We start from the raw sequence: 12,829 nt of genomic DNA on the forward strand, positions 1-12,829 counted from the left end.
CCGCCAAGGGTTTGAAAGAACCGTTAAAGTCGCGAAAGAAACAGGGTTACCGCCCTTCCCCGCAATTCCCCGCAGGGAGGGCTTCACCCCGATCTCACGCGATCGGCACCAGATTGCCGGCAATGCGTTGCAGCCCCGGCAGCTTCTTGCCGGACACGATCGAAGGGGTCATCCGCGCCGTGCTTTCGCGCCGTTCCGATCGCAGTGCAGCCCTCGCCATGGCGCTCATTGCGCTGTGGCCGGCGCTGGCGCGGGCGGATTCGCGGTTCGAGACGGGCACCGCATCGCCCACCAGGGCGAGCGCGCACCTCGACTTCACGATCATCGTGCCGAGCGTCGCCTTTTTCCGCCTCGGCACCGCCGGGACGACGACGCCCGCGCCGCAGACGATGACCCTGACCACAACGACCGCCACGACGACCACCACGGAAAGCTCGGTCCTGTCGGCGCAAGTGCTTGGCAATGCGGGCAGCCTTTCGCTCGGTACGGATGCGCAAGGGGCCGAAGGGTCAAAGGCTCTGGCGCAGGCGCTGCCGGTCTCCGGAAACGGGATCACCCGGCTCGATACCACGTGGACTTATGCGGACGCCGTACCCGTCAGCGCCGGACTGCCGACGCGCGTGACCTATTCGCTGGCGATGCCCTGAGCAGCCCCCGGAACGGGTCCAATTCCTGTTAAAAATTGTTTAATTCCATCTGAAAACTCGGCACTTTCACGGCATCCGCCGCAGCGGCCGGCATTGGCTCGCTTGCGCCGGGTCGGCGCTTCTGCAAGAATCGGCGGCAAGGATGGAGGATGCGTCGGCACAAGGGTCGCACGCCGTCTGAAGGCGATGGAATGGCGATCGGGGCGTGGCGCGGGATCGGCACGACGATGATCGGGACGGGGAATGAAAATGGGGTGGGTCGCGCATGGTCACGCACAGTGGCCGCGCTGTGGAGTCATTAACAGGCGCGCAATGGCGGGCGCGGCGCTGCTTTGTGCGATCGCGCCGGGGCTTGCCCATGCCTATGTCGTGACGATCGCATCGGGCACGCGGGCGATCTACCTGCAGGTCGGCGCGGGCGGCTACAACGCGCCCTCTTCACAAGGCGGCACGCCGGCCAGCAACAGCACCATCAACACCGTTTCGGTCTCGGTCGCGGCCACCGACGTCGGTTCGGGCACCGACCAGACGATGACGTCGAACAGCACCGTGGCGCAGAGCCCGATCGATGGCTTCGCCTTCTGCAATCCGCCCGCGCAAGTCTATATCGGCGCCTGGTCGCGCCCCGGCACCGGCACCGGCAGCGCCACGCTGACCGTGACGACGCCCACCAACCTGACCAGCGGCACCAGCACGATCCCGTTCAGCCAGATCCGCTGGACGATGTCGGGCAACAACGACACCACGTTCCAGTTTCCCGACGGCACCTTCAACGGCGCCACGCAGACGCTCGGCACGATCCCTCCCAACACGTGGAAGGAGCAGTGCATGACCTTCATCTACCTCAACGATGCCATCCCGGCCGCCGGCACCTACACCGGCCGGGCGGTCTACACGCTTTCGCTACCGTGATGCGCCGCTCCCTGATCGCCGCCGGCGCGCTGCTGATCGCGCCGGCCCTGGCCGCCCCGGCGCTTGCGCAAACGACTGCCGGCCAGTCGACGGCCGGAAGCGCCGCGCAGCGGGTCGACGACACCGGCACGGTGGTGATCGATCCCTATCTCGAGATGAAATGGATGCCCAAGCCCGGCAACGCCGGATCGCGCATCGTCGAATCCGGCACGCGGGTCAGCGTCCAGCTGAACCTTGCGCCCTACATCGGCCGGTCGGGCCGCATCTACATGGTGTTGCCGCGCGGCACCGGCCCAACGGTGCGCGCCACCTGGACCAGCGGGGGCAAGCTGCTGCCGGGGCAGGTCCTCTCTGGCGAACGCGCGCTGGTCTACAGCGGCGCGGTGCGCGGCCCCCTGCTGACCGACCTGCTCGACTTGCGCCTGCAGGTTGACAGCACCCGCCTTACCCAGCCGCAGGCGCTTGCCTTTGGCTTTGAAATCGAGGTCGATCCATGAACCGTTCCGCCGCCCGTTCCGGCCTGATGCTGCTGCCTGCGCTGACCGGGCTTTTCGCGCTGGCGCCGGCCGCGCATGCCGAGGAATTCGCGCTGTCGGTTTCGCCGCCGCGCTTTGAATTGAGCGCCGATGCGGGCCAGACGGTGCGCGGCGTGGTCGAACTGTCCAACGCATCGGCGATGGCGACGCCGCTGAAGTTCTCGACCGCGGAATGGGACCTCAACCCCGATGGCGGGGTGCGCACCAGCGACGCGCTGCGGCCCAATTCCTGCCGCCCGTGGGTGGCGATCGAGCGCAAGGAAACGACGCTTCAGGCCAAGTCGCAGCTGCGCTACCGCTTCGAGGTAACGCCGCCTGCCGGGACCGCGCCGGTCGAATGCCGCTTTGCCATCATCGTTGCCGGGCGGGACGAGAACATCAAGTCGAACGGGCTGGAGTTTCCCGTTTCGGCCCAGATCGCGGTGCTGGTCTATGTCGCGGTCGGCGGGGTCAAGCCGCAGCTCGAAATCGTCAAGGCCGACGTGCGCACGATCAACGGGCAGCAGACCCCGGTGCTGGAAGTGAAGAACAACGGCCAGGCCCACGGCCGCCTGTCCGCCTTCCTCAAAAGCGTCGATGCCAAGGGCGTGAAGCGCGAACTCGCGCCCTCCACGCTGCCGATCCTGCCGGGCGAAACGCGCACGATCTCGCTGGGCGTCGACAACGGCACCGATGCGGTGGAAGCCGACAAGGCCAGCCCGCCAGCCAAGCCCGATCCGATCACCTTCCCGCTCAAGGTGTCTGGCACGATGAACGATTCGGTCAGCGCCTTCGCCTTTGAAGGCACGTTCGAGCCCTGATGTCCAAAGGGGGGGACGACCAGCCGCAATGGGCCCCGCGCCCCGCGCGCTGCGACGCGGGCTCGCTGCTCGCGGTCGCCGGCGCGCTGCTGGCCGTGCCCCAGGCCGCCACGGCGCAGACCGCGCCGCACCCCGCCGGCACCGACGATCCGCCGAGCGACCGCAAGGCCGAGCCTGCGCACGCCTTCGTTCCCGAACCGGCCTTTGCAAAAGATGCACCGGCTCCTGCCGAACCGGCGGGCTACAGCGACCGGCTGATCTCGGACGGCAAGCTCGCGCCCGATACATCGCGCAGCGATGAGCCTGCGCACAATCGCAGCGGGCGCATCCGCTCGATCGTGGCCGAACTGGGCGGCACGCTGATTTCCCCGCACACGCGGATCAACGGGGTTACCTCCAGCGGATCGGACCAGGTCCAGCGCGAAATCGGCCTGTCGCTCTCGGGCCGCTACCAGACCGACAACTGGGGCATGCTGGGGATCGATGGCGAACTGTGGCGCGGCACCGCCGGGCGCAGCGGAACGAACAGCAGCAGGCGGCTGCAGGGCACGCTGGCGCTGAGCGACCGGCGGCTGGCGCTGGGGCGCGGGTGGCTGGCCGATACCACGCTGGGCACGCTGTCGGCCCCGGTGCTGACGCTGATGAGCCAGCAGCCGCGCTTCTACACCCCGTCGCTGCCGCTGCTGGGCGGCGGCGTGGTGCTGAACCGTTATCGCGCGCTGACGCCCAGCGATGCCGACGAAAATCCCAAGTCGGTTTCGACCGTGAACCTCGCCATCGGGCAGCCGGGCCTGTTCGGCGGGCTGCGGCTGGGCAACTTCACCGGGCTTGGCGGCCTGGCGATCAGCGCCGGCGCGCAGTCGGAACTGAGCGGGCGGCTGACCGCCGCGTTCCAGGGCATCGCGGTAGAAAACACGCGTGATCCCTATGGCGTGGTGTTCGGCACGGGCGATGGCACCACCGCCGTCCCGCGCGTCACCTCGCGCGGGGGGATCGCCAGCATCGCCTGGCGTGCGCCCGGCTGGCGGCTTCAGGCCAACGCCATCGTTTCGAGCGTGCGTTCGACCGGCGGCAGCGCCTCGTTCATCGCCAGCAGCGGCCTTGCCGCAGGGGCCTGGATCGACGGCAGCCACCGTTCGGGCCGCACCACGCAGACCGCCGGGTTCTATTACTTCGCGCCCGACCTTGCCTGGGGCAACGCGGCGGTGATCAACAATGTCTGGGGCGGGTACTACCGTTACAGCACATCCTCGCAGCGCTGGCGCTGGACGGGCACGATCGACGCGGTGCGCTCGGTCAACCGGCGGGGCACCGACGGCGCCCTCGCCACCGCCGACGTGCGCCGCCAGCTGACCTTCACCACCGACGTCGGCGTCAACGCCGCGCTGCGCGCCTCGCAAGGCCGGGTCACCGCGCAGGCGCTGGGCTATGTCGATTTCTCCACGCGCTTCGGCACCACCCGGGCCGAAGCGGGGTGGAGCCACGTGCCGACCTACGACCTCTACCGCGTCGCCTGGAACCAGACGTGGAGCCTGCCCCCTTCGCTGCCGGCGGGCGCGCGGCTCACCACCCAGATCGCGTTCGACCACCGCCGCGAAAGCGAGCTCGCCGCCACCACCACGGCATCGGCGGGCCCCGCGCACAGCCACAGCAACGCCGTGTCGATCGGCGTCAACGCGGGCGCCAATCCCTTTGCCGGCGTGGGCTTCGATGCGAGCGTGGTCTACAGCACCAGCGCCACGGCGCTGTCATCCAGCGTCTATGGCCCGGTCGACGCGGGCGGCGGCGTGCTGAGCATGCTGTCGACGCAGAGCGGGCGCACGCTGACCGCCAACGTCACCGCATCGGCGCGGCTGTCGTCGAAGTGGACGGCGATCGCCTCGTTCATCAGCACCCGCTCGAACACGCTCAACCGCTATGGGCTGACCGATCCGTCGCAATCGCCGATCGGGACGCTGCCGGGCGATTACGACAGCCGGCAGAAGACCTCGTTCCGGCTGGTCGCGGGATACCTGACCCTGCGCTATTCGATGTCGGCGGGATCGGCCCACCAGACCAACGGACTGCGGCATTATCCCTTCAGCGGCACGGGCGAGCTGGTCGGGCGGGTGTTCCTCGACGCGAACGGCAACCACCGGCGCGATCCGGGCGAAAAGGGCGCGGCCGACATCCTGGTCTACATGGACGGGCTCTATGCCGTGCGCACCGACGAGAACGGCTACTACCGGTTCGACAGCGTGGCCGAGGGGCCGCACCGGATCACGCTCAACGCCGATGCGCTGCCCCTGCCCTGGTCGATAACCGCACCCGAAGGCGCGGGCACGCAGGGCACCTACCTCAAGACCGTGGACGTGGGCGTGCGCCGCACCACCGAACTGGACATCGCCGCCGAGCGCGAGTGAACCGACAGGGTTAACGCCGGCGAAATGGCAAAGGATTGCGTGAGCGCAGATCAGCATTTGCGCGTATGGGAGCTGTTGTTTCCCTTATTTTAAGCCTCATTTACGGCCCTGCGAAACGCCCTGCACTGACAATTAGGCCATAGGACGAGCGGAGGACATTTGAAATACAGCGAGTGGAAAGCCCCTTTTGCAGTTCTATAATCCGCCCATCGCAAAAATCACGACGAAACTCGCTGAAATGTCCGAACCAAAATCCGCGATTTACTTAGCCGATATACCAAAGGAGGTATTTCCTTAACCAGCGTTATGTTACGTCACGGTCATACGTTCGATTACGAATAAAGTTGCTGGTCAAGATTTACCATTAAGCACTTTTCAACCAATCGACGCCATTAACCACATTCAAGGCCAACCGAATTGGGGGGGGCCGGTTGCAAGAGTGTGGAGCTAGTTTGATGACCAAGAAGATCCTTTGCGCGTCGCTCGCTGCGCTGGCCGCATCGGTGGCCATGGCCCCGGCCGCGCATGCTGAATCGAAGTTCGTGACCGGCACGGCATCGCCGCTGACCGCGTCGGCCAGCCTCGACTTCACCATCACCATTCCCAAGTTCGTCTACATCCGCGTGGGCACCGGCACCAACGTTGCCAACAACACCAACGTCGACAGCCTGGTGTTCAGCGTGCCCGCCGCCAACGTCGGCGACGGCACCTCGATCGCCGGCACCGGCGGTGACCTGACCGGCGGCGTCGTGACCGCCCGCGTCACCGGCAACAACGGCACGATCGCCTTCTCGTCGACCACGGCCGGCGCGCTGGGCAACGGCGGCGGCGACACGATCTCGTGGTCGCAGATGAACGTCGCGGTGGCGACCAACACCAGCACGACCGCGCTGGCCCACCCGACGCTGGCCGACAACAGCACGACCAGCATCAACCTGACGCCGACCAGCGGCACCAAGGTCACCAACCTCGATGCCAAGTGGACGTTCAGCTACAAGAACAGCAACATCGTCGCAGCCGGCACCTACGGCGGCGTGAACACCAACAACGGCCGCGTGACCTACGCGGTGTCGATGCCCTGATCCTCCGCCGGCGGGCTCACCCCGCCGGACCATCCACGGACGACGAGGCCGTCGCGACCATCGGTTCGCGGCGGCCTTTTCGCGTCGGCCATTTCGCGTCGGCTGGCGCGTCACTTCCCCGTGACGCGCGCCCCTGCCGGTCGCGTCACTCCACCGTGACGCTTTTGGCCAGGTTGCGCGGCTGGTCCACGTCGGTGCCCTTGGCCACCGCCACGTGATAGGCGAGCAGCTGCACCGGCACGGCATAGACCAGCGGCGCGATCAGCGGGTGCACCTTGGGCATCTCGATCGTGGCAAGGCAGCCCTCGCCCGCTTCGGCAATGCCTTCGGCATCGGAGATCAGCACCACCTTCCCGCCGCGCGCACGCACTTCCTGCATGTTGCTGACGGTCTTTTCGAACAGCGGCCCCGATGGCGCGAGCACGATCACCGGCACGGCTTCGTCGATCAGCGCGATGGGGCCGTGCTTCATTTCGCCCGAAGCATAGCCTTCGGCGTGGATGTAGCTGATTTCCTTGAGCTTGAGCGCCCCTTCCAGCGCCAGCGGATAGTCCGGCCCGCGCCCGAGGTAGAGCACATCACGCGCCGGCGCGATCAGCGGAGCCATCGCCGCGATCTCGTCGTCATGCGACAGCGCATCGTTGAGGCAGGCGGGCGTTTCGGCAAGCTGGTCGACGATGTCCGCCTCTTCCGCGCGGGTCAGCCGCCCGCGCTTGACCGCGAGATGCGCGGCGAGCGCCGCCAGCACGGCAAGCTGGCAGGTGAACGCCTTGGTCGAGGCGACGCCGATTTCCGGACCGGCATGGGTGGGCAGCAGCAGGTCCGCCTCGCGCGCCATCGAGCTGGTCGGCACGTTGACGACAACGGCGATGGTCTGGCCCGCCGCCTTGCAGTGGCGCAGCGCCGCCAGCGTATCGGCGGTCTCGCCGCTCTGCGAAATGAACAGGGCGAGGCCGCCCGGCTCGAGCACCGGGTCGCGGTAGCGGAACTCGCTCGCCACATCGATATCGACCGGCAGGCGCGCGAACTGTTCGAACCAGTACTTGGCGACCATCCCGGCATAGAAGCTGGTGCCGCAGGCGACGATCGTCACGCGGTTGATCTTCGACAGGTCGAAATCGATCTGCGGCAGCGCCACGGTCTGGTCGATGCGGCGCAGGTAGCTGCGCAGCGTCTGCGCCACCACGGTCGGCTGCTCGAAGATTTCCTTCTGCATGAAGTGGCGGAATTCGCCCTTCTCGATCGCGGCTGCCGTAGCGCCGGATGCGACCACGGGGCGCGTCACGGCATTGTTGTCGACATCGAAGATCTGCGCGCCTTCGCGGGTGATGACCACCCAATCGCCTTCTTCAAGGTAGCTGATCTTCTGCGTCAGCGGGGCGAGCGCCAGCGCGTCGGAACCGAGGTAGGTTTCCCCTTCCCCATAGCCCACCACCAGCGGCGAGCCGAGCCGGGCGCCGATCAGCATGTCGTCATGCTGGCGGAACGCGATGGCGAGCGCGAAGGCACCGCGCAATTGCGGCAGCACGGCCTTGACCGCGTCCTGCGGGGAAAGACCCGCCTCGACCTGTTCGGACACGAGATGCGCGACGACTTCGGTGTCGGTCTCGCTTTCGAACTTGCGACCGCGCGCGATCAGCGCCTCGCGCAAGGGGCGGAAGTTTTCGATGATGCCGTTGTGCACCAGCGCCACTTCGCCGGTGGCGTGCGGGTGGGCGTTGCTGGTGGTCGGCGCGCCGTGCGTGGCCCAGCGGGTGTGGGCGATGCCGATCTGCCCGGCGGCGGGATTGCGCGCCAGTTCGATCACCAGGTTGTTGAGCTTGCCTTCGGCGCGCCGGCGGATCAGCGCGCCGTCCTTGACCGTGCAGACGCCCGCGCTGTCATAGCCGCGGTATTCCATCCGCTTGAGCCCATCGACAAGACGGTCGGCCACTTCATCCTTGCCGACGATACCGATGATTCCGCACATGGGAGCAATTGCCTTTGGTTAGAGAGTATAAGGGACGCGGATCCCCGGCATTTCGGCCGGAAAGTCCTTGGTGTTTCGCGTAATCAGGATTGCGCCATTCACTTGCGCCGTGGCGAGGATATACGCATCCATCATCTTCATCTTCATGCGATGCCGGATATCGGCTGCGGCGGCTGCTATGCGCGCATCAATCTCAACCACTTCAAACGGAGAGATTAATTCGCGCACATGTTCGCGCCGTTCCAGCGGTTCGCCCGCAAGCACTTCGGTCCAGACGATACGACTGATGCGATGACGCCTGTAGCGCAGCAACTCGACCTTGGCCGGCGCCTTGCGCTTCAGCCAGTCGACCACGATGCTGGTGTCGAAGAAGGGATCGGACACGCGTCAGATGTCTCAGATATCGTGGTAAGGTCGGCGGTCTTCCCGCATGGCGCGTTGATATTCGACCCCGTCGCCGATGTCGTCGCGGTGCGCCCAGTAGCCGAACCCGCGCTCGATCCAGTCACTGTCACCTTCGTGCTGGACGAGGTAGAGCCTTACCGCTTCGCGGATCGCCGAAGCGCGCGAACGCTTCTCCCGCGCGGCCAGGGCATCGAGCTTTTCTAGGTCGTCGTCCGGAATATCTGCAAGGATGCGGGTCATGGCGATATCATGATATCATATCATGATATCGTCAAGCCTTGGCGGTTCGGTTTTCGCGCCACCAGCGGAAGGTGAACACCCCATCGCCTGGCCCTTCCGCGCCCAGCTTCGCCAGCATCGCCATGCCTTCGGCCACGCTGGGTTCGTGGCCCTCTGCCACCGGCCACAGCGCCATCGACGGCTCCAATGGGTCGAACCAGTCCTTGCGCCGCGCCAGCACCGCGCGATGGTCCGCCTGGCGATAGGCGAAGGCTTCGAGCGAAGGCACATCGCGCCACACCGACATGTTGACGATGAAGTCCGGATCGTCGGGGATAGCGGCGATGTCGGTCGCATTGCCGCCATCGCCCACCAGCCGCCAGACGAACCCGTCCGAGGCTTCGGCCATCGCGTTCACGTGATCGAGCGCGGCCATGAAGTCGGCATTGGCCGGATCGTCCTTGGCAACGCGAAACCGCGCGACGTTGATCTGGGCAATCGGCATGGACCCTCGTTCGATCTTTTGCGGCAAGCGGGGCGGGAACCCCGGGCAGGAACCTCATGCTGCGTAATCGTCCATACGTCCAGTGGCGGCTTGTCGACGCGCCGGGATCGCCATACCCTGCCCGCCCCGGGGGCTGAACGGGGGGACCGCAGACCATGACCTTGCACCGCATCGCGCGCTGGCTCGCGCCATTGTCGCTCGTACTGTCCACCGTGCCAGGGGCAGCCGCCCCGCCCGACAGCTACTACGCCACCGCCGGTCGGGCCGACGCGTGGAGCGGCGGCGCGACGATGATCCCGATCCACACGCCAAAGGGCGATTTCCGCGTGTGGGTGAAGCGCGTGGGGAACAATCCCAAGCTCAAGGTGCTGCTGCTCCACGGCGGGCCCGCCGTGCCGCACGACTATCTCGAGGCGATGGACAGCTTCCTGCCGGGCGCAGGGATAGAATACATCTACTACGACCAGCTTGGCGCCGGGCTCAGCGACAAGCCGGACGACGACGACCTGTGGACGCTGGAGCGCTATGTCGACGAGGTGGACCAGGTGCGCACCGCGCTGGGCCTCGGTCCCGGCAACTTCTGCCTCTACGGCCAGAGCTGGGGCGGCATCCTGGCGATGGAATATGCGCTGAAGCACCAGGATGCGCTCAAGTGCCTGGTGATCTCGAACATGATGGCGTCGATCCCGGCCTACAACGCTTATGCCGACAAGGTGCTGAAGCCGCAGATGAAGCCCGACGACCTCGCCATGGTCGAACAGCTCGAAGCGCAGGGCAAGACCAGCGATCCGCGCTACATGGGCATCCTGATCCCCGGCTTCTACGAACAGCACATCCTGCGCCGCCCCGCTGCGCAGTGGCCCGAACCGGTCAACCGCGCCTTCGCCAGGCAGAACGTGCACGTCTACACGCTGATGCAGGGGCCGAGCGAGCTGGGCTCGAGCGGGCGGCTCGAAAAGTGGGACCGCTTTGCCGACCTGCACACGATCAAGGTGCCGACGCTGGTCATCGGCGCGCGGCACGACACCATGGACCCGGCCTACATGGAGCGCATGGCGAAGGAGTTTCCCAAGGGCAGCTACGCCCTGATGGCCAACGGCAGCCACCTTGCGCTCTATGACGACCAGCAGGCCTACTTCGCCGCGCTGATCGCCTTCCTCAAGCGGCAGGAGTGAGCGCGGGGGGCGGTAGCGCTCAGCCCTTGGCCTTTTCGGCCTTTTCCGCCTTCTTCTTCTTCATCGCGTCGTGGAACTGGTCGGCCCAGCCCGGCTTGATCAGCTGTTCGGCGCGCACCAGCCGCAGCTCGCCATCGGAGACATCGCGGCTGACCGCGCTGCCCGCCGCGACGATCGCGTCCGCGCCGATCCGCACCGGCGCGATCAACGCCGAGTTCGAGCCGATGAACGCGCGCGGGCCGATCACCGTCTTGTGCTTGAAGTACCCGTCATAGTTGCAGGTGATGGTCCCTGCACCGATGTTGGCGCGTTCGCCCACCTCGGCATCGCCAAGGTAGGTCAGGTGGTTGGCCTTCGCCCCCTTGCCCAGCCGCGCGGCCTTCATCTCGACGAAGTTGCCGATCTTGCTGCCTTCTTCCAGCACCGCGCCGGGGCGCAGCCGCGCGAACGGGCCGATGCTTACGCCGCTCGCCAGGCTTGCCCCTTCGACATGGCTGAAGGCGTGGATCACCACGTTGTCCGCCACGGTGACGCCGGGGCCGAACACCACGTTCTGCTCGATCGTCACATCACGGCCGACCTGCGTGTCCCAGGCGAACCACACCGTTTCGGGCGCCACCAGCGTCGCCCCGTCGGCCATCGCGGCGGCGCGGCGCTTGTCCTGCCAGCGGGCTTCGGCAATCGCCAGTTCGCCGCGGCTGTTGATGCCCATGACTTCGTCGGCATCGTCGGTGACCACCACCGCGCAGACGCGCCCGTCGCCGTTCGCCACGTTGACGATGTCGGTCAGGTAGTATTCGCCCTGCGCGTTGTCGTTGCCGACCCGCGCCAGCAAGCCGAACAGATCGGCCCCGCGCACCGCCATCAGCCCCGAATTGCACAGGCGACAGGCACGCTCGGCGTCGGTCGCGTCCTTGTGCTCGACCATCTTGGCAACCACGCCATCGTGCGCGATCACGCGCCCGTACTGCAATGTGTCAGCCGGTTCGAAGCCCAGCACGACCACCGCCGGATTATCATCCCCGTGCAGCCTCTCGAGCATCGCGCGCATGGTTTCGGCGCGCACGAACGGCACGTCGCCATAGAGGATCAGCACGTCGCCATCAAAGCCGGCAAGCGCGCCTTCCGCCTGCTGCACCGCGTGGCCCGTGCCCAGCTGCGGGTCCTGCACCGCGATCGTCGCCGCGCCGCCCAGCGCCTTTTCAAGCTGTTCGCGCCCGTGCCCCGCCACCACCACCTGGTGTTGCGGCGAAAGCTGCGCGGCGCTCGCCAGCAGGTGCATCAGCATCGGCCGTCCGGCGATGGGGTGGAGCACCTTGTGCAGGTCGCTCTTCATCCGCGTGCCCTTGCCGGCAGCGAGGACGACGATCGCGAGAGGGGCGGTGAAGGAAGCAGCGAGGGGGGAGGAAGAAACGGTCATGGCACGGGCTATTGCCAGCATTTGCTTGCAGTTTCCAGAACGGGACGGCACGTGAGCGCAACATGACGCATTTCTCATTCGACGTGGTCGGGTTCGATCTCGACGGCACGCTGCTCGATACCGCCGCAGACCTTGGCAACGCGCTGAACCATGCGCTCGCCCTCGCCGGCCGCGCGCCGGTGCCGCTGGCGGAAGTCCGCCAGTTCATCGGCGGCGGTGCGGCGCAGATGCTGCGCAATGCGCTGATCGCCGGCGGCGGGGTGGACGAAGCCGCCTTCCCTTCGCTGCAGGCGAGCCTGCTCGAATACTACGCCGCCAACATTGCCGTTCATTCACGCCTGTTTCCCGGCGGCGAAGCGATGCTCGACGCGCTCGACGCGCGCGGCGTGAAGATCGCGGTCGCCACCAACAAGCGCGAGGACATGGCCCTGCGCCTGTTCGAAGAGCTTGGCCTGCTCCACCGCTTCGCCTGCGTGATCGGCGGCGATACGCTGGGCCCCGGCCGCGCCAAGCCCCAGCCCGACATGCTGCACGAAATGATGGCGCGTTGCGGCGGCACGCGCGGCGCCTTCGTCGGCGACACCACGTTCGACGTCGGCGCGGCGCGTGCGGCGGGCCTGCCCGTCGTCGCCTGCCGCTTCGGCTTCTGGGACCTGCCGCCCGACGAACTCGGCGCCGACGCGGTGATCGACCACTTCGACGAACTGGTCCCCGCGCTGGAGGTGATCGGGCGCAAGGGATAAGCCTTCTGGGATTG

14 protein-coding genes are annotated in these 12,829 nt (G+C 66.8%); 8 read left to right on the forward strand and 6 right to left on the reverse strand.

The annotated features are described in order from the left end of the window. Window positions 1-94: 94 nt before the first annotated feature. A complete protein-coding gene (locus tag AACH40_RS10570; RefSeq protein WP_338642376.1) occupies window positions 95-220 on the reverse strand; it encodes a hypothetical protein in 126 nt (41 codons plus the stop codon). On the opposite strand from AACH40_RS10570, the gene AACH40_RS10575 reads away from it, so the two are divergent. From AACH40_RS10575 to AACH40_RS10600, 6 genes are all read left to right on the forward strand, one after another. Next, entirely contained in the window at window positions 219-647 is a 429-nt protein-coding gene (locus AACH40_RS10575; RefSeq protein ID WP_338642377.1) for a hypothetical protein, read from the forward strand. The genes AACH40_RS10570 and AACH40_RS10575 overlap by 2 nt on opposite strands. A gap of 312 nt (window positions 648-959) precedes the next feature. After that, window positions 960-1,559, forward strand: coding sequence for a hypothetical protein (locus tag AACH40_RS10580; protein ID WP_169493009.1), 600 nt, complete (start codon window positions 960-962; stop codon window positions 1,557-1,559). Continuing rightward, window positions 1,556-2,056, forward strand: a complete 501-nt coding sequence (locus AACH40_RS10585; RefSeq protein WP_338642378.1) for a hypothetical protein — start codon at window positions 1,556-1,558, stop codon at window positions 2,054-2,056. The genes AACH40_RS10580 and AACH40_RS10585 overlap by 4 nt, the downstream gene beginning before the upstream one ends. Further along, a complete protein-coding gene (locus tag AACH40_RS10590; RefSeq protein WP_169493011.1) occupies window positions 2,053-2,895 on the forward strand; it encodes a hypothetical protein in 843 nt (280 codons plus the stop codon). The genes AACH40_RS10585 and AACH40_RS10590 overlap by 4 nt, the downstream gene beginning before the upstream one ends. Further along, complete coding sequence (locus AACH40_RS10595) at window positions 2,895-5,297, forward strand: hypothetical protein (protein ID WP_338642379.1); 2,403 nt, start codon at window positions 2,895-2,897, stop codon at window positions 5,295-5,297. Before AACH40_RS10590 ends, AACH40_RS10595 begins: the two co-directional genes overlap by 1 nt. Before the next feature lie 455 nt (window positions 5,298-5,752). Then, the gene (locus tag AACH40_RS10600) at window positions 5,753-6,379 is read left to right on the forward strand and encodes a hypothetical protein (protein WP_169493013.1); all 627 of its coding nucleotides are present in this window, start codon (window positions 5,753-5,755) and stop codon (window positions 6,377-6,379) included. 145 nt (window positions 6,380-6,524) lie between these two features. Here the strand turns inward: AACH40_RS10600 and glmS are convergent, their stop codons facing one another. The 4 genes from glmS to AACH40_RS10620 are packed head-to-tail and all read right to left on the reverse strand — an operon-like array spanning window position 6,525 to window position 9,477. Further along, a complete protein-coding gene (gene glmS / locus AACH40_RS10605) occupies window positions 6,525-8,348 on the reverse strand; it encodes a glutamine--fructose-6-phosphate transaminase (isomerizing) (RefSeq protein WP_338642380.1) in 1,824 nt (607 codons plus the stop codon). A gap of 18 nt (window positions 8,349-8,366) precedes the next feature. After that, complete coding sequence (locus AACH40_RS10610) at window positions 8,367-8,732, reverse strand: PIN domain-containing protein (protein WP_338642381.1); 366 nt, start codon at window positions 8,730-8,732, stop codon at window positions 8,367-8,369. A 12-nt stretch (window positions 8,733-8,744) separates the two neighbouring features. Continuing rightward, window positions 8,745-8,993 carry a CopG family ribbon-helix-helix protein gene (locus AACH40_RS10615; RefSeq protein ID WP_338642382.1) on the reverse strand — a complete coding sequence of 83 codons (249 nt, stop codon included), beginning with the start codon at window positions 8,991-8,993 and terminating at the stop codon, window positions 8,745-8,747. A 31-nt stretch (window positions 8,994-9,024) separates the two neighbouring features. Continuing rightward, a complete protein-coding gene (locus tag AACH40_RS10620; protein ID WP_338642383.1) occupies window positions 9,025-9,477 on the reverse strand; it encodes a DUF3291 domain-containing protein in 453 nt (150 codons plus the stop codon). 155 nt (window positions 9,478-9,632) lie between these two features. Between AACH40_RS10620 and AACH40_RS10625 the strand changes: the two genes are divergently transcribed. Further along, window positions 9,633-10,652: a proline iminopeptidase-family hydrolase gene (locus AACH40_RS10625; protein WP_338642384.1), complete on the forward strand. Its 1,020-nt coding sequence runs from the start codon at window positions 9,633-9,635 to the stop codon at window positions 10,650-10,652. A gap of 19 nt (window positions 10,653-10,671) precedes the next feature. On the opposite strand, the gene glmU is transcribed toward AACH40_RS10625, so the two are convergent. Beyond that, on the reverse strand, window positions 10,672-12,072 hold the full coding sequence (glmU, locus tag AACH40_RS10630; protein ID WP_338642385.1) for a bifunctional UDP-N-acetylglucosamine diphosphorylase/glucosamine-1-phosphate N-acetyltransferase GlmU: 1,401 nt from the start codon (window positions 12,070-12,072) through the stop codon (window positions 10,672-10,674). Window positions 12,073-12,134: 62 nt separating this feature from the next. Here glmU and AACH40_RS10635 point away from each other — a divergent pair, with 62 nt between their 5' ends. Further along, entirely contained in the window at window positions 12,135-12,815 is a 681-nt protein-coding gene (locus AACH40_RS10635) for an HAD-IA family hydrolase (protein WP_338642386.1), read from the forward strand. The last annotated feature ends 14 nt before the right edge of the window (window positions 12,816-12,829 follow it).

It is taken from the genome of Novosphingobium olei, assembly GCF_037076535.1.
Taxonomy (GTDB): domain Bacteria; phylum Pseudomonadota; class Alphaproteobacteria; order Sphingomonadales; family Sphingomonadaceae; genus Novosphingobium; species Novosphingobium olei.